The 17,203-nt window shown below is 56.6% G+C and carries 16 protein-coding genes; 8 read left to right on the forward strand and 8 right to left on the reverse strand.

What is annotated here, in order from left to right; translation table 11 throughout:
- Nucleotides 1-11: 11 nt before the first annotated feature.
- The gene (locus tag EF096_RS07045; RefSeq protein ID WP_123888928.1) at nt 12-959 is read right to left on the reverse strand and encodes a putative 2-dehydropantoate 2-reductase; all 948 of its coding nucleotides are present in this window, start codon (nt 957-959) and stop codon (nt 12-14) included.
- A gap of 247 nt (nt 960-1,206) precedes the next feature.
- On the opposite strand from EF096_RS07045, the gene EF096_RS07050 reads away from it, so the two are divergent.
- Nucleotides 1,207-2,292 carry a 3-deoxy-7-phosphoheptulonate synthase gene (locus EF096_RS07050; RefSeq protein WP_123888929.1) on the forward strand — a complete coding sequence of 362 codons (1,086 nt, stop codon included), beginning with the start codon at nt 1,207-1,209 and terminating at the stop codon, nt 2,290-2,292.
- Nucleotides 2,293-2,366: 74 nt separating this feature from the next.
- Here EF096_RS07050 and EF096_RS07055 read toward each other — a convergent pair whose 3' ends face one another.
- Together EF096_RS07055 and EF096_RS07060 are read right to left on the reverse strand one after the other, a co-directional pair.
- The gene (locus tag EF096_RS07055) at nt 2,367-2,642 is read right to left on the reverse strand and encodes a GNAT family N-acetyltransferase (RefSeq protein ID WP_123888930.1); all 276 of its coding nucleotides are present in this window, start codon (nt 2,640-2,642) and stop codon (nt 2,367-2,369) included.
- A 100-nt stretch (nt 2,643-2,742) separates the two neighbouring features.
- Nucleotides 2,743-4,143, reverse strand: a complete 1,401-nt coding sequence (locus EF096_RS07060; protein ID WP_123888931.1) for a GntP family permease — start codon at nt 4,141-4,143, stop codon at nt 2,743-2,745.
- 264 nt (nt 4,144-4,407) lie between these two features.
- Between EF096_RS07060 and EF096_RS07065 the strand changes: the two genes are divergently transcribed.
- On the forward strand, nt 4,408-4,662 hold the full coding sequence (locus tag EF096_RS07065; RefSeq protein ID WP_123888932.1) for an Lpp/OprI family alanine-zipper lipoprotein: 255 nt from the start codon (nt 4,408-4,410) through the stop codon (nt 4,660-4,662).
- Between the two features lie 26 nt (nt 4,663-4,688).
- On the opposite strand, the gene EF096_RS07070 is transcribed toward EF096_RS07065, so the two are convergent.
- From EF096_RS07070 to EF096_RS07080, 3 genes are read right to left on the reverse strand one after another with little or no spacing between them, the layout of a single operon-like run.
- Complete coding sequence (locus tag EF096_RS07070) at nt 4,689-5,627, reverse strand: L,D-transpeptidase family protein (protein WP_123888933.1); 939 nt, start codon at nt 5,625-5,627, stop codon at nt 4,689-4,691.
- Nucleotides 5,624-5,968 (reverse strand): hypothetical protein, encoded by a 345-nt coding sequence (locus EF096_RS07075; protein WP_123888934.1) that lies wholly within the window; start codon nt 5,966-5,968, stop codon nt 5,624-5,626. Before EF096_RS07075 ends, EF096_RS07070 begins: the two co-directional genes overlap by 4 nt.
- A 27-nt stretch (nt 5,969-5,995) precedes the next feature.
- Nucleotides 5,996-6,616 (reverse strand): arylesterase, encoded by a 621-nt coding sequence (locus EF096_RS07080; RefSeq protein ID WP_123888935.1) that lies wholly within the window; start codon nt 6,614-6,616, stop codon nt 5,996-5,998.
- Between the two features lie 13 nt (nt 6,617-6,629).
- Between EF096_RS07080 and EF096_RS07085 the strand changes: the two genes are divergently transcribed.
- The 3 genes from EF096_RS07085 to greB are packed head-to-tail and all read left to right on the forward strand — an operon-like array spanning nt 6,630 to nt 10,304.
- The gene (locus tag EF096_RS07085) at nt 6,630-7,310 is read left to right on the forward strand and encodes an ABC transporter ATP-binding protein (RefSeq protein WP_123888936.1); all 681 of its coding nucleotides are present in this window, start codon (nt 6,630-6,632) and stop codon (nt 7,308-7,310) included.
- A 26-nt stretch (nt 7,311-7,336) separates the two neighbouring features.
- A complete protein-coding gene (locus tag EF096_RS07090; protein ID WP_123889042.1) occupies nt 7,337-9,808 on the forward strand; it encodes an ABC transporter permease in 2,472 nt (823 codons plus the stop codon).
- Nucleotide 9,809: 1 nt separating this feature from the next.
- Nucleotides 9,810-10,304: a transcription elongation factor GreB gene (gene greB, locus EF096_RS07095; RefSeq protein WP_123888937.1), complete on the forward strand. Its 495-nt coding sequence runs from the start codon at nt 9,810-9,812 to the stop codon at nt 10,302-10,304.
- On the opposite strand, the gene EF096_RS07100 is transcribed toward greB, so the two are convergent.
- Nucleotides 10,298-12,196, reverse strand: a complete 1,899-nt coding sequence (locus tag EF096_RS07100; RefSeq protein ID WP_235869654.1) for a cation:proton antiporter — start codon at nt 12,194-12,196, stop codon at nt 10,298-10,300. The genes greB and EF096_RS07100 overlap by 7 nt on opposite strands.
- Before the next feature lie 127 nt (nt 12,197-12,323).
- On the reverse strand, nt 12,324-13,274 hold the full coding sequence (locus EF096_RS07105; protein WP_123888938.1) for a glutathione S-transferase family protein: 951 nt from the start codon (nt 13,272-13,274) through the stop codon (nt 12,324-12,326).
- Between the two features lie 142 nt (nt 13,275-13,416).
- Between EF096_RS07105 and EF096_RS07110 the strand changes: the two genes are divergently transcribed.
- The 3 genes from EF096_RS07110 to EF096_RS07120 are packed head-to-tail and all read left to right on the forward strand — an operon-like array spanning nt 13,417 to nt 17,102.
- Nucleotides 13,417-15,117 carry a DEAD/DEAH box helicase gene (locus tag EF096_RS07110; RefSeq protein ID WP_123888939.1) on the forward strand — a complete coding sequence of 567 codons (1,701 nt, stop codon included), beginning with the start codon at nt 13,417-13,419 and terminating at the stop codon, nt 15,115-15,117.
- An 11-nt stretch (nt 15,118-15,128) separates the two neighbouring features.
- Nucleotides 15,129-15,926, forward strand: coding sequence for a TatD family hydrolase (locus EF096_RS07115; protein WP_123888940.1), 798 nt, complete (start codon nt 15,129-15,131; stop codon nt 15,924-15,926).
- A gap of 45 nt (nt 15,927-15,971) precedes the next feature.
- Nucleotides 15,972-17,102, forward strand: coding sequence for a PDC sensor domain-containing protein (locus EF096_RS07120; protein WP_123888941.1), 1,131 nt, complete (start codon nt 15,972-15,974; stop codon nt 17,100-17,102).
- The last annotated feature ends 101 nt before the right edge of the window (nt 17,103-17,203 follow it).

Here is a 17,203-nt window from a genome sequence, read left to right on the forward strand (position 1 = left end):
TTTTAAGCGGTTTAGGCGTTGAGATAGCCGTTCTGAATGAACGTCAGCATGTCCAACAATGCCTCGGTTTTGGGCATGCTGCAACCGGCACGCTTGGCCTGACTCAGCATTTCACCGTACAGGCTATCCAACTCCATCGGGCGCTTGTGTAACCAGTCGTGATACATGCTGGGATGGTAGTCCGGCATAACAGCTGTCCCGGCCAATAGTTTTTGCCCGATGCCATCGGGCATATCTACGCCACAGGCTTTGGCCGCCGCGACCACTTCTTCCATCATGTCGCCGATCAACTTGCGGCTGGCCTCATTGCCCAGAATCTGGGTGGTACCTGCGTTCAGTACCACAGAGGTGCCATTAAAGGGCGCATTCCACACCAGCTTCTGCCAGCGGGCGGCATCGACGCCAGGCAGGATACGAGTAGGAATACCGCCTGACTTGAGCAGCGCGGCGCCCTCTTCGAGCAAAGCTTTGGCATCATTGGCAGCCGGCCCTGAGTGGTAACCCAGGTCGATCATGCCGTTGAACTGATGTTTGATCAGGCCCGGCCCCTCGCGGAACAGGCAGACGTAGCACAGACCACCAATCAGGTGCATGCTATCGGGCAGAAAGGGACGCAGCTTGTCTTCGTTATTCAACCCGTTTTGCAGCAGCACGACCTTGGCATCCGCTTTACCTGCCTTGGCAATCAGGTCACCCAGGTCATCGCTGGTCGCCTTGGCGCCCACCAGTATCCAGTCACAGACAGGCATGTCAGCGGCGTTCTTATAGGCTTGTACCGGATGCAGATGCAGCGGCTCATTAACCAGGCTGTTAACCGTAATGCCTTTCTCAACCACCGCGTCATACTCACTGCGCAACAAGAAGTGAACATCATGCCCAGCCTTCGCCAGCATGGCGCCATAAAAGCCGCCAATGGCACCGGTGCCGATAATGCCGATGCGTGGTTTCTTATTATCCATACAAGCCTCATTTGAACGATGTGGGTTTATGCCGCTAATGGTAATGGTCACAGCCAAGGCAAGACAGTCAACAACACGACAAAGCACGCCATGAATCCGCAACTATTGCGTCGGCGCCGTTAATAATTTTGTTTTTCAAGGTAATAGAAGGCGTGGGGTAGCCTAAGCGGTCAAGCTTGATTAAGCTGTGGAACACTTTTGAAACGGTCGCACCCCATTGCGGCCGGCACGACACCCAGGATAAATGATGGCCGATTTACCAATTGATGATTTAAATGTCACCTCCAACGAAATTCTTATCAGCCCTGAACAGCTGAAAGCGAAGATTCCGCTGAGCGAAGCCGCGCAGAAAACCGTGATTGAAAGCCGTCAGGTGATCCGCGATATTCTCGATGGCAAGGACCACCGCCTGTTCATCGTGATCGGCCCCTGCTCTATTCATGACATCGAAGCTGCCAAGGATTACGCCGCTCGCCTCAAGGTGCTGGCAGACGAAGTCAAGGATACGATCTACCTGGTCATGCGCGTTTATTTTGAAAAGCCGCGCACCACCGTCGGCTGGAAGGGCCTGATCAACGACCCTTACCTGGACGACTCGTTCAAGATTGAAGATGGCCTGCACATCGGCCGGCAGTTACTGCGCGACCTGGCCGAGATGGGCCTGCCCACTGCGACTGAAGCGCTGGATCCGATTTCGCCGCAGTATCTGCAGGATCTGATTTCCTGGTCTGCCATCGGCGCCCGTACTACCGAATCGCAGACTCACCGCGAAATGTCTTCCGGTCTGTCCTCTGCGGTTGGCTTCAAGAACGGTACTGACGGTAGCCTGTCGGTTGCGATCAACGCGCTGCAATCGGTTTCCAGCCCGCACCGCTTCCTGGGCATCAACCAGCAAGGCCAGGTCTCTATCGTGACCACCAAGGGCAACCCCTACGGTCACGTGGTACTGCGCGGTGGCAATGGCAAGCCGAACTACGACTCGGTCAGCGTTGCACTATGCGAAAAAGACCTGGAGAAAGCCTCAATCGCGCCCAACATCATGGTCGATTGCAGCCACGCCAACTCCAACAAAGATCCAGGCCTGCAGCCACTGGTGATGGAAAACGTTGCCAATCAGATTCTGGAAGGCAACAACTCCATTGTCGGCCTGATGGTTGAAAGCCATATCGGTTGGGGCAGTCAGTCCATTCCAAAGGATCTGTCGCAGCTGCAATACGGCGTGTCCGTCACTGATGCCTGTATCGACTGGGACACCACCGTCAACAGTGTGCGCAGCATGAGTGAGAAACTGAAAGCAGTTCTGCCCGAGCGTAGCCGCGTTATCGCTGGCTGAGCACCGCTGGCATTAGCCATAAAAAAACCGCCGAAAGGCGGTTTTTTTATGCACGTTTGTTACTGACGCAAGCGTTAATCAGCATTGGCTGATTGACGATCCATGTACCACTCCACATAGGAGCACGATGGCAGCACTGTATAGCCCTCGTCTTCAGCATAACGTAGCGCATGCTCAGTCAGCTTGGCCGCCAGACCTTTGCCACGCAGCGCATTGGGTACAAAGGTACGGTAGATATCGAGGGTTTTCTTGCCTAGGTCCATATAGGCCAGATAAGCCCGAGCACCATCAACAATAACGTAGAACTGCTTGCCTTCCGGATCATGCTGGACGGTGGCGTTCGTATTCATTGTCAGTCTCCCAGGCTGCTGTATGTGCACTACTCAAGTTATCCACTATAGACGTTGCTCGGGCGGAATGATTCCGCCGCGAGCAAAAAATAATCAAGTATCACGCCGGTGGGTTAACCCCAATACCCAAGGCCATCAGCAAACCGATGGACAGCAGGCAGGCAATAACCGGGACCAGTACGGTTACCACAAACAGATCTTTATAGGCCTGTTTGTGGGTCAGCCCCATGATCATCAGGGTTGCAATGACCGCACCGCAATGTGGCAATGAATCCAGACCACCGGCGGCAATAGCCGAAATACGGTGCAGTATCTCTGGCTCAACGCCCATTTCCAGATACTTTGGCGCCAGAGTCTGCATGAAAATCTGCAGGCCACCAGAGGATGAACCGACAATAGCCGACACCACGCTGACAGAGGCAAATACCGACAGCAACGGTGGCATATCGACATTCAGAATCCACTGCGCAAAGTGTGCAAAACCGGGGGTCTGGGTTACCACGCCGCCAAAACCGATCACCGCTGCGGTGTTAAGCAAAGGCATGATTGAGTCATCAGCACCCTGGCCGAAAACTTGCGCGGCGTTACGACGCAGACGCGGAAACAGCACAACGCAGGTCAACGAGCCCAAAATCAGCGCCATGCTCGGCCACACGATCGGCTGCGAGGCACTGAACAGCAACACCTTGCCAACCACACTGTCGCCAGCAGACCAGTCCGCCAGACTCAGCAGCAGACGCGGCAGCATGATCACGCCCAAGACGACCACCATCGGCACCATCGCCATCATCCAGGGCGGAGCTTCAGTGGTATTGTCAGCCAACTGCTCCATGCGCAAATCCTGAGCATTCTCGACAAAGCCTTCACCGGTCAGTCGGGCTTTTTTCCACTGATGCTCGACATACCACATGCCCAAACCGGCCATAACCAGCGCCGCAAAGATGCCGATCCAACCGCCCGCAAAGAGATCGGTCCCCAGTGAACTGGCGGCAATAACGTTATGAATGGAGGGTGTGCCCGGCAACGCAGTCATAGTGAAGGTACCAGCACCGATGGAGGTCGCCGCCACCCACAAGCGCTTGGGCAGGTTGGCTTCACGCATCAGGGTGATACCCAGCGGGTACATGGTGAATACCACGACAAAGACCACTACCCCACCATAGGTCAGCAACGCACAGACGATCATGCCCACCAGCAGCGTATGTTTCACGCCCAGACTGCGGGTAATCGCCATGGCGATACTTTTGGCGGCCTGACTGGTCGCCATGACCTTGCCGAAGATGGCACCACAGAGGAACAGCAGGAAAAATTTACCTGCAAAGGTGAAAGCACCCAAGGCACCAAAGGGATAAAACTCCAGCAGTGTTTGCGAGACCAGAAGCCCATTGGTCAATGCTACTACCAGCGCACAAATCAGAGACGCGATGAAAATATTGATGCCGCGCAACGCCATGTATATCAACAGCGCGAGGCCAACGAGCAAGCCGAGGTTTCCGAGCATGGTCAATCCTTATAGTTATTTGCCTGCGACACATTACCTCACCAGCGTGTCAAAACAAGCAAATACCCCCCGGATTACACAGGTTGATTGGCACTTATAAGGAGGGATTTACGACCTACTGGCTTTCATCCCTGATGTCAGCTGCTACTATTAACAGCGCTAGCCAAGAACGCACTGCAAAGGCCCTGAGGAACTCATAATTTAAAGTCGGGTCTTTAGCAGTGCGTTCTTATTAGCAAGGACTTTTATATCAAGGGGAAGTATATGAAAACTGCATTGAAAGTATCTGCTGTAGCTCTCGCTGCCTTACTGGCTGCGGGTTGTAGCAACAACATGGAAAAGGAAATGAGCGCGCGGGTAGCCGCAAATGAAAACGCAACTGCAAGCGCTCAAGCTCGTGCTGATGAAGCCTATCGCAAAGCGACCGAAGCTCTGACTGCCGCTCAACGCGCCCAGCAGACTGCAGACGAAGCAAACGAGCGCGCTATGCGTATGCTCGATCGCGCCAGCCGCAAGTAACACGCTGGACTGCTGCCTGTTCGGCCTTATATCGGCCGAGCAGGTTGTCCAATCACCCCGGGTATACCACTTTCCGCGTAGACCAGATCACGAATAGCCTCCCAGTCCAGCTTGAACCCTCTTACCTTGTCGCTTTGCTCTGCCAATAACGCCTGAATAGCGCCCTGCTTATCCAGCGTCGACGGCATACCATGTTCATCAAGCGGCGTGTGTACTTCAAGATAGAGCTGACCATCCACTACGCCCAACTTGTAAGGCTGGTTCACGATGGTGACAGTCGCACCTACCGGCACCTGCGGAAACAGCTCAGTGATGTCCTGATTACGCATACGGAAGCAACCGTGACTTACCCGTGTCCCTATGCCGAAGGTTTTATTGGTGCCATGGATAACGTAGCCACTCATCGCCAGGTTCATTTTGAATGGCCCCATGGGGTTGTCAGGCCCTGGCGGCACCACCGAAGGTAAGGGGTCGCCGTTGGCTGCGTGCTCTTCAAGAATCGACTTGGGGGGATACCAGGATGGATTCTCCTGCTTGCGTAATATGCGCGTCTGCCCCAAGGGCGAAGACCAGCCTTCCCGCCCAATGCCTACTGGATAGCTGGATACCCGCTCGCCACCCTTGTGGAAATAATACATGCGAAACTCAGGCAGATTGATTACCACGCCATCGTGTTCCGCCACGGGCAGAACGTGCTCACCTGGCAGAATTATCTCAGTGCCCTCGCCCGGCAACCAGGGATCGATACCGGGATTGGCGGCAATCATTTCCAGGTAACCGTAACCCAAATTGCTACCCAGGTCGGCAAAGGTATCTTCATAGCTTGCCCGGTGTATTTCCATCTGCCCAATCACATCCTGCTCAGGACTTTCCAACACATAATCATTGGCCTGAACCATCGTCACCTGAGACACCAGGGTGGCAGCTACAGCCAGTACTGTCAGTGCGGGACGAAAGACACTCATGCATTCACTCCTGGTAGACACATAGTCATGACAATCTGCGGATGCTCATCCTGACCCGGGGCAGCCGCGCGCGGGCGAACAGGCTGGCGCCCCTTGCGCAACTCACCTGCCAGGCTCAGGCAGGCAGGGCAAACCGCCGCCATCACCTGCCGACTCACTTCACGATAAATAGGACGGGACGGTAACAGGTCGCCACACAGGGTACGTTCACGGGGCACATCAAGACGCAAATTGATGTCCACCAGGTGAAGGTGCCAAGGGTCCTTAACAAACAGGTCCTGTTGCTCATCTTGCTCAACAATACACCAGCGCCTGGCAATCCAGGACACACTTACAGCCACACAGACTCTCCTACCAATATGGACAGCTCAGGGCTGCTTAACAAGCCAGTCGCTGATCGGCGGCCAGGCGTTTTTCAAAATTCCGGGTTGCCCCTGGGCGTTGGGGTGAACCCCATCCCCCTGCATCAGTTCGGGTATACCTGCCACGCCCTCCAGCACAAAAGGCACCAGGGCAACCTGCGGTTCTGCGCCAAGAGTGCGATACACCTGTTCAAAGGCCTCGGTGTAGCGCACACCGTAATTAGGCGGAATACGCATACCCAGCAAGATGACATCAGCACCGGTCTGTGCTGAGGCCTCGATCATCGCGGAAAGATTCTGTTGCATTTTATCTGGAGCAAGACCGCGCAAGCCATCATTACCGCCCAATTCGATGATCACCAGCTCAGGCTCGTGCTGCTGTAAAAGCCGCGGCAGGCGGGCCAGCCCGCCCGCAGTGGTATCCCCACTTACCGACGCATTGACCACCGGCACATCGACTGATTCCTCGCGTAAACGCGCCTCCAACAGACTCACCCAGCCACGCTCAAGTTCCAGACCGAAAGCCGCACTGATACTATCACCCACTATCAGAATGCCCTGCGCAGAGGCAGGCAGCGTCACCAGCGACAACAGGATTGCCGCCAGGCAGTTTTTCCAGGGTTTCATCAGGTCAGATACCATGTCAGACAATGTGATTATCGCTCGCCACCTTAGCAAAGTCGTCAACAGCTCGGAAGCAGAGCTGACTATTCTAGACAACGTCAGCCTCAGCATAGAACGCGGCAGCAGCGTTGCCATTCTTGGCGCGTCCGGCTCCGGCAAGTCTACCCTGCTCAGCCTGCTGGCGGGACTGGATTTACCCAGTAGTGGCGAAGTCGAGCTGGCTGGCAAAGCACTCAATCAGCTGGATGAGGATGAGCGCGCCGCCCTGCGTGGTGAGCAAGTGGGCTTTGTCTTTCAATCATTCCAGTTGCTGGATAGCCTCACTGCCTTGGAAAACGTCATGCTGCCGCTCGAACTGGCCGGCCGACGAGATGCGCGCAAGCGCGCCAGCGACCTGCTTGAGCGAGTAGGACTAGCGGCGCGTACCAGCCACTACCCGCAGCAGCTATCCGGCGGCGAGCAACAACGCGTCGCCATCGCCCGCGCCTTCGCCAGCGAGCCCGTCATCCTGTTTGCCGACGAGCCCACAGGCAACCTGGATGCCGCCACCGGCGAGCGTATTACTGATCTCTTGTTTGATCTTAACCTTCAGCAGCAAACCACCCTAGTACTGGTGACACATGATGCGCGTCTGGCCGCACGCTGCAGCAATACGCTGCAGATGCAGGCCGGAAAACTCATGGAGTCCGGCACGTGAGCAGCTTTAACAGCCCCGCGCTGGCAATGCGCCTGCTGGGCCGCGAGTGGCGCTCGGGTGAGCTCAGGGTGTTAGTGCTGGCATTGCTCATTGCGGTCACCATCAGCACCGCTATCAGCTTTTTTACCAATCGCCTTGAACGCAGCATGACCAGCCGTGCGGCAGAGTTTCTTGGCGCCGACATGGTCATCTCCTCGCGCAGCCCGTTACCTGACCTGTACGCCCAGCAGGCCAGCGAACAGGGATTACAGACCAGCGCGCAAGTTGGCTTCTCCAGCGTCATGGCGACCGATGCGCAAATGCAGCTGAGCAGCGTCAAGGCAGTTGAAGCAGGCTACCCGCAACGCGGCGAGTTACGGATAACCGACCAGCCGTTCGGCGACGAGCGCAGCACCCAAACCATCCCCGCCCCTGGCGAAATCTGGATTGAACCGAGACTGTTAAACCAGCTCGAGCTGAACGTTGGCGACAGTCTGGACGTAGGCTACGCCACACTGCGTATCAGCGCACTGGTTACCCATGAGCCGGATCGAGCTGGCGATTTTTACAGCCTGTCGCCTAGCGTACTGATGAATCTCGCGGACTTGCCCGCCACCCGCATCGTGCAACCCGGCAGCCGGGTCACCTATCGACTGCTGCTCAGCGGCGGCGAACAAACGCTGAATAACTACCGCGACTGGCTAGAACCGCGTCTTGAAGTAAATCAGAAGCTAACGACGGTTACCGATGACAACCGCCAGATTGGCAGCGCGCTTGATCGTGCCAACCAGTTCCTGGGGCTCTCCAGTATTGCCGCCGTGGTATTGGCGGGCGTAGCAGTCGCCCTTTCGGCCGGGCGCTTTGCCGTGCGCCACTTTGACGCCAGCGCCCTGCTGCGGTGTATGGGGTTATCGCGGCACCAGGTACTTAAGCTGTTTCTCTACCAATTATTGCTGCTCGGTACATTGGCTACAGCCGCTGGGCTGCTGACGGGCTGGCTGGTGCAGTGGGGCCTGATTGCGTTGCTACGGGATCTGTTGCCGCCAGATCTTCCCGCTCCAGGCCTCAAGCCATTATGGATAGGCGCAGCGACCGGCTTTACTGCACTCATCGGTTTTGCCCTGCCGCCATTACTGCGTCTGGGCCGCGTAGCCCCCTTGCGCGTCTTGCGCCGCGACCTGGCGCCGATGCCCAGCAGCAGCTGGCTGATCTACGGTCTTGCGCTGTTCGCGCTCTGCCTGCTGATGTGGCAGTTCACCGGTAACCTCTCGCTAACGCTCTCCATGGTATTTGGCGGCGCGGCTGCAGCGGTTGTGCTAGGAGTGCTGGCCTGGTTGTTACTGCGCAGCTTTGCCGGTCCGCTGGGCCGCGCTGGCCTGGCCTGGCGTTTGGGCAGTGGCGAACTGCTCAAGCAACCCAGCGCTGCAGCCACCCAGATTCTCGCTTTTGGCCTGATCTTCATGAGCATGCTGGTGGTCGTAATTCTGCGCACGGAATTACTCACCACTTGGCAGGATCAACTGCCGCCAGACTCTCCCAACCACTTCGCGCTCAACATACTGCCAGACGAAGCGGAGGCCTTTGCCGCGCAGCTGGAATCCATAGGCGCCTCCAGCGCACCGCTCTATCCGGTCACACCCGGACGCCTGGTCAGCATCAACGAGCAGCCGGTCCGTGAGCAAGTCACCAAAGAGAGTCAGGGGGAACGTGCGATTAACCGCGATCTCAGCCTGACCTGGTCAGCCGATCTGGCGGCGGATAACACGCTGCGTGAAGGTCAATGGTGGGGCGAACAGACCGCTGAAGGCCCACTAGTATCGGTCGAAGCGGATCTCGCTGATAGCCTGGGCATCAAGCTGGGCGATGCGCTTGGCTTTGTCATTGCCGGTCAAACACTGGAAGCCCGCGTCAGCAGCATTCGCAAGGTGGAATGGGATAACTTCACCCCCAACTTCTACATGGTGTTTTCACCCGGCAGCCTGGACAACCTGCCCGCATCGCTACTGACCAGTTTCTATTTGCCAACCAGTGAACGCGACTCTCTGCGGCAATTGACGCGCGCCTTCCCGGCCATGACCTTACTCGAAGTAGAGCCCATCCTTGAGCAGATCCGCAGCATTCTGGCTCAAGTCACCCTGGCGGTAGAGTACGTTCTGGTGTTTGTCCTATTGGCGGGCCTCACGGTGTTGTTTGCTGCCTTGCAAGCAACCCTCGACCAGCGCCTCTACCAGGGCGCCCTGCTGCGCACTCTGGGCGCCAAGAAAGCACTGCTGCGCCGTGCCAACTGGCTGGAGTTCAGCCTGCTGGGCTTACTGTCCGGCCTGATGGCCGTGGTTGCCAGTGAGTTGGCCACCTGGGCCTTGTATCGCTTTGCGCTGGACCTGCAATGGCAGCCGCACCTCTTGTTCTGGCTGCTAACGCCGCTTTGCGCGGCACTACTCATTGGATTTGCCGGTGCCCTCGGCACGCGTGCCGTGGTGAACCAAAGCCCGATGCGGCTGATCAACCGGAGTCACTAAAATGAGTCGCTATCGCCCACCGCGCAGTGCGGGCACGCCACTGATAACCGCGACCGGCGCGCAACGCTTGCGTGACGAGTTGGACGAACTCTGGCGGGTCAAGCGCCCAGCGGTTACTCAAGCAGTCAGCGAAGCGGCTGCCCTGGGTGATCGGTCGGAGAATGCCGAGTACATCTACGGCAAGAAGATGCTGCGAGAAATCGACAGCCGCGTACGTTTTTTACGCAAGCGACTGGAAGCACTGAAAGTAGTAGACCAACCACCCAGCGATCCAACAAAGATCTATTTCAGCGCCTATGTTGAGCTGGAGGACGAAGATGGCAAAGCACTGTGCGTGCGCATTGTTGGCCCCGACGAAATAGACCCCAAACAGCAACACATCAGTATCGATAGTCCCATGGCCCGGGCACTACTGGGCAAAACACTGGACGATGAAATCTGCGTACAGGCACCCGGTGGTGAGCGCCTGTACTGGGTAACAGCCATTCGCTATTGAGCGTCGGGCAGCTGAGGCTTAACCTCCTGCTCGCTACGCTCCTGTTCGCGCTTGGCAACCGCGACCACATCAGCTGCCTTTTCATCCTGCGCTGTCGCCAGATAGATCAGTGTCCAGCCCGCTTCCGGCACCAACTCCAAGCCAGGACTGAGCACCCGCAAGCGGCGCTCCGGCGTAAGCGCCAACAGCGCGATACGATTTTTGCCCGCGTCTTCCTGCCACTTTTCATAGCTGAAACCTTCACTCAGCGTGGTCGCTTTGAAGCGTGCGCCCTGACTGATGAGGCTCGACAGCTTACCGAACGTTAAGCCTTCCTCGCCAAAGGGAAGCCCTTCGTGCTTGGACGAAATCTGCATGCGTTCGTTGGTGCCGGCCCGCTCGTTGCGCACCGTGAAAATACGGTGGGCCGGGAAGTCACGACGAAAATGCTGGTTGAGCAAGGCGTTCCATTCGCGTTCAGGCGTTAGCGTCAAGAGCGTACCCAGCCCGGCCAGATCCAGATTGCTATCGACTGTCGCAGACAGCGGATTACCACGCAAAGTGCGCAGCCCCTTCATGCGCGCCTGGCGAACCGAATCCCAATGCGTATCGACTACCAACAGGGGCACCTCAAGACGCTGCAGTACCTCACCCAGTGCCCTGGACACCTGGTTAGCGCCAATTAGTAGAATGCCGCGGCGCTCTGGCTCGGTTACTTTCAGCAAGCCAGCGATCGAGCGCGCCGTGGCACTCTGGAATACCACGGTGCCGATAATGACAGCAAAGGTTAGCGCGCTGACCAGCGCAGCATCTTCGTAGCCAGACTGCTCCAGCCGTAACGCAAACAATGCGGACACCGCTGCCGCCACAATGCCGCGCGGTCCGACCCAGGCGACCATAGCGCGCTCCTGCCAACTCAGCTCGCTACCGATACTGCTGATCCATACCGCCAACGGGCGCGCTACAAACTGAATCACGGCCAGCAACGCCAACGCAGGCAAACCCAACGCCAACAAGGCATCCAGATCAAGCCGTGCAGCCAGCAGGATAAATAATCCCGAGATGAGCAGTACTGACAGGTGCTCCTTGAACACCAGAATTTCTTCGATATCGATACCCTTGGCGTTCGCCAGCCAGATACCCATGATAGTCACGGTCAACAAACCTGATTCATGGGCGATCTCGTTGGATACCGAGAACATCACCAACACCAACGCCAGTGATGCCAGCACTTCGAGGTACTCGGGCACCCAACGCCTGCGCATCGCCGTTGCCATCAGGAAGCCACCCAGAATACCGGCGATTGCGCCAACACCGATGACCTCAACGAAGATCAACAAACTGGCCATAAAACCGTTGTGTCCGGCCGCCTGCGAAACAATCCATTCGTACACCAACACCGCCAGCAGCGCGCCGATCGGATCGATCAGAATACCTTCCCAGCGCAAGACTTTAGATATCCGCGGCGTAGCGCGCAGCGTGCGCAACATAGGCACGACAACGGTCGGCCCGGTAACCACCACCAAGGCGCCAAACAAGGCAGACAATGCCACATCAAGACCGATCAACCAGTAGCAGGCCAGACTGATGACGCCCCAGGTCACCAGTGCCCCTACTGTCACCAACTTGCGCACGACCGGGCCGGTTTCTTTCAACTGCTCGAATTTGAGCGTCAGGCTGCCTTCAAACAGGATCAATGCAACACAGAGGGAAACAATGGGGAACAGCAGGTCGCCCAGAAACTCATCCGGCTTGATCACCCCGAGCACGGGGCCAACGACAATACCGATGAGCAACAGGAAAAGAATTGCCGGCAAGCGCAAGCGCCAGGCCATCAGTTGACAGATTAAGCTGACCAGGGCGATACCCGCCAACGTCAGGGCTGGCGGGATCTGGCTTGCTAGGTCACTCACGGCACCTCCAGTTTACAATTATAGGACACGGGCATATCGATTTTTGTATTCAGCGCAAATCGCACATCACCCCGCCAATACGGCGCGCGGCGCGACATCTTAGCAGCCCGCGCGGCGCATGCCAGCGCTAGTTTTTGGCTGGCAGGTGTTCTCTACCGTGCGGCTGACGCAGGTCCTGCCCTTCTCCCAACGGGACGATACGCGTCGGGTTAATAGTGTCGTGACTGTAATAATAGTGCTGTTTGATGTGCTCGAAACTGACCGTTTCGGCAATACCAGACCACTGATAAAGCTCGCGCAGGTAACCTGACAGATTGGGATAATCCTGAATGCGACGGATGTTGCACTTGAAGTGTCCGTGATAAACCGGATCAAAGCGCACCAGCGTGGTGAAGAGGCGCCAGTCGGCTTCGGTAATGCGCTCGCCGGTCAGATAGCGCCGCGTAGCCAGTAGTTCCTCAACCCAGTCCAGCGCAGCAAACAGGGCCAGGCACGCTTTCTCATAGGCCTGCTGCTTGGTGGCGAAGCCAGCCTTGTAAACGCCGTTATTGATGTCGTGATATACCCGCTCGTTGATGCGATCGATCTCTTCGCGGAGCAGCTCTGGGTAATAATCGTCGGTATTGCCCGTCAGGGTATTAAAGGCGCTATTGAATATCCGCAATATTTCCGCCGATTCATTATTAACGATAGTTTCCGTCTGCTTATCCCAGAGTACCGGTACCGTGACGCGGCCAGTATAGTTGGGCTTATCTCGCGTATAGAGCTGATGATGATGCGCAAAACCATACAATGGCTCTGGCGGGTCATAACGCCAGCCACCTTCGAGCATATGTGGATGACTGACCGTCACATCAATGTGTTGCTCAAGTCCCTTGAGCTTGCGCATGATCAGCGTGCGGTGCGCCCAGGGGCAGGCAAGAGATACATAAAGATGATAGCGACCTGACTCGGGTGGGTGACGCATGCCTTCCTCGACCTGTTCACGAAACCCCGCATCCTCGCGCTTGAATGCACCGCCGGTCGACTCTGTGTCATACCACTCATCGTGCCAATGCCCCTCTACCAAGCGCCCCATAAGCCCATCCTCTATACTGAAATCAGCTATTAGCCTGCCACTTCATCAGAACAATGAACAGAGGAACAAAAAAGGCTTCGGCAATTTATCGATAAACCGCGTATACTGGCCTATTACATATCCCCCAAGGTTTACTTCACGTATGTCCGATACCGCTCCGGCGGCCAAGCAGTTTGCCGAACTTGGCTTACCTGCTCCGCTTCTCGAGGCCCTAAACAGCCTCGGATATGAAACACCCTCCCCCATCCAGGCCGAGGCCATCCCCACACTTCTAAGCGGCGATGACCTGCTAGGTCTGGCGCAAACCGGCACAGGCAAGACTGCCGCCTTTGCCTTGCCTGTACTGGCTGGAATTGATGTCAGCCTGCGTGCAACCCAAGCGCTGATCCTGACACCAACGCGCGAACTGGCGTTGCAAGTTGCAGAAGCGTTCCAGCGCTACGCGCAGAACATGCGCGGCTTTTCCGTTCTAGCTCTTTACGGCGGATCACCTTTTGCCCCGCAGTTCAAGGCACTGGAGCGCGGCGCGCATGTTGTCGTTGCCACCCCAGGACGCCTGACTGACCACCTGCGTCGTCGCAGCCTGAAATTGCAGGACCTGCGCTTTTTGGTTCTCGATGAAGCCGACGAAATGCTCAAGATGGGCTTTGCCGACGATCTGGAAGCCGTGTTTGAAGAGGTTCCTGAGAAGACGCAGAAGGCGCTGTTCTCAGCCACGATGCCACCAGCCGTGCGCACCGTTGCCCGCAAGCACATGAAAGATCCCAAGGAAATCCGCCTGCACAGCGGTTCCAGCAGCAGCCTGGACACCATTACCCAGAAAGTATGGGAAGTGTCCAATCATCACAAGCTCGACGCCATGACGCGCCTGCTCGAAGTTGAGCCGGTCGAAGCCATGATCGTTTTCGTGCGCACCAAGACCGCCAGCCTTGAGCTTGCCGAGCGCTTGGAAGCACGAGGCTTTGCTGCCGCCGCGTTGAATGGTGATCTTAGCCAGCAGCTGCGTGAGCAAGTGGTTGACCGCATCAAGCGTGGCTTGATCGACATCATTGTCGCCACTGACGTAGCGGCACGCGGCCTGGACGTAGAGCGCATCACTCACGTGCTCAATTACGACCTGCCGCACGACAGCGAAAGCTACGTGCACCGTATTGGTCGTACCGGCCGTGCTGGCCGTCAGGGTACTGCCATTCTATTTGCTACGCCGCGCGAGCGTCGTCTGCTGCATGTTCTGGAAAAAGCGACCGGTCAGAAGATTGAGCCACAAGCACTGCCAACGGCTGACGCAGTGCGCAGCGGTCGCTTGAGCAAGCTGGCCACACGTCTGAACACGGCTCGTGAAAACGCCAACGTGTTGCATCAGCAACTGGTTACTGACCTGCAGGAACTGACTAGCCTTGACTCGACCGAACTGGCAGCTGCCTTGCTGTCAATTCTGCCAAGCGCCAAGGCCCTGCTCGAGCCTGTTTCCGAGCTGCCGAGCGCACCTGCACGCCAAGAGAACCAGTTTGACCGCGACAGCGGCCTGACTCGTTACAAGGTTCAGGGTGGCCGCAAGAGCGGGCTGATGCCCAAGCCTCTGGTTGATGTGCTGGTCAAGGTTGGCAAAATGCAGCGTCAGCAAATTGGTCATATCAAGATGTTCCCCGAGCATACCGGCGTATACCTGCCCCAGCTCGATCAGGACATCCTGAACCGATTGGCTAGCGCCGAGATCAATGGCGTGCCGCTGCAAATTCGTGCCTGGCCACTGCCGCCCGGCGAGGTTGAATCTCGTCCGGCGCGCAAGCCCAAGCGTGACTTTCCCAGCAAGCCTCGTGCGGCCAAGCCACGCAAGGACTAAGCCGTAGCGCCATGGATTGGATTGATATTGGCGTCAACCTGACTGACAAGGCCTTCATCAAGGACCGCTCTGCTGTATTGGAGCGGGCCTGGAAGGCTGGCATCAGCCAGATGCTGCTGACCACTACCTCGCTCGATCATGCCGACCAGGTCATCGAGTACTGCTCTGAATTTCCCCAACGCCTGTTTGCTACTGCTGGCGTGCATCCGCATGGGGCAAAACAATGGCAGGCTGATAGCAATCAACAGTTGAAACGTCTCAGCGCCGACCCTGCGGTCAAAGCGATCGGTGAATGCGGATTGGATTTCAACCGCGACTTCTCTCCCCGTAATGCACAAATCAAAGCCCTGGAAGACCAACTGAGTATCGCCGCCGAAAGCCGCTTGCCGGTTTTTTTGCACGAGCGCGACGCCAGTGAGACCTTTGTTGCCGTGCTGCGCGACTTTCGTGACCAGCTCAGTGGCGCCGTGGTGCACTGCTTTACGGCTGACCAGAAAGCGCTCTACGCCTATCTCGACCTTGATTTGCACATTGGTATAACCGGATGGATTTGCGACGAACGGCGTGGCACTCATTTGCACCCGCTAATGCGTGATATTCCGGCGGGTCGCTTGATGCTTGAAACCGACGCCCCCTGGTTACTGCCGCGTAGTATGGCGGATAAACCCAAGAACCGTCGTAACGAGCCCGCTTTTTTGCTGGAAGTCGCTCAGTGCGTGGCACAATGCCGTGGCGAGTCATTACAGCAACTGGCAAGCCATACCAGCGAAACAGCGCGTACCCTGTTTGACCTGCCAACGCCTGAGTAATGGTCTATATTGGCCTACACGGTCAAGCAGAAACACAGGGCACCGATGCCGCAAAATCCCGCACCCAGATCTGCCAAAAGGCCATTTCGCCTGTCAGCGCTGATCACCCTTACTACGCTCCTCTTGACCGGCACGTTGCTGACGCTATTTCAATACCATCAACTCTCCCGCGTGATGCTATCGACCAGCGCTGAGCTGTTCGAGCGACTGAATGTTCAAGTAGAAACCCAGCTCAAGATTCTCTACCAACCGCCTAGCCAGAGCCTTAATCTCCTCAGCCTGGGCGACCTGGCGAAAACCCGGGAGCTGTCAGAGCGCCTTCCTCATTTGCCATCTTTTGCTCAGGTGCTGCAGGACAACCCCCAACTAAACTCGGTATACGTTGGCTGGCCTGACGGCGACTATCTGATGCTGCGTCCACTGCTGGCGGCGGATAATCAAAACCGCTTCGATGCGCCCGAGCAAGCGAGCTTGATGGCTTGGCATGTGCAGAACGAGAACGGAGAGCGCAGCGTCACCTTTCTGTTTATGAGTCAGCAACTCTCTATCATTGAAGCGCGCCTAATGGCAGATGACGGCTTCGACCCACGCAAACGCCCCTGGTACATTCAGGCGCAAAAAGCTGACGAACAGATAGCAACGCTGCCCTATAGCTTCTTCTCAACCCGCCAGTTTGGCACTACCTTGGCCAAACGCGCGCCCAACGGAGCGGTTTTTGGGGCTGACCTCACCCTGGGCATGCTATCAAAAACACTGCATGAACAGAGAATCACCCCTTCATCAAAACTGCTGATTTATAGCGGCGATGGCACCGTCATTGCGTATCAGGATATACAGCGGCTGCAACATACCGCGCAGGCAAATGATCTAAGCCTGAAACGCTTCAATCAACTGGGTAGCACGCTATTAGCTGCCCTGGCGATGGATGGCTACCGACAGGAACGGCGGATTACCCGTGAGCTCGAGGGGCGGAACTGGATCATTCAGCAACAGCGCATTGGCCTGCGCGGCATACAAGATACTTACCTGGCTGTCCTGGTGCCGGAAGATGAGCTACTTGCCGACGCCTATCGAATCCGCAGCCAAAGTATCTGGCTCTCAGTAGCGATCTTTCTGGTTTTGCTGCCCATTTTATGGTTCGCTGGACGCCTGCGTCGCCAACCAGACTTTAAATAGAGTCAACATAACAATTTACTTTAAGTACTTGGCGTAAGCGGCTATTTGAGTAATTATGTTTCCATAATGGAATGAAAGGGAACATAACCGCTTTCAGCCAC

Origin of the sequence: Pseudomonas neustonica, from assembly GCF_003797945.1 — a bacterium.
In the GTDB taxonomy this organism is placed as follows: domain Bacteria; phylum Pseudomonadota; class Gammaproteobacteria; order Pseudomonadales; family Pseudomonadaceae; genus Halopseudomonas; species Halopseudomonas neustonica.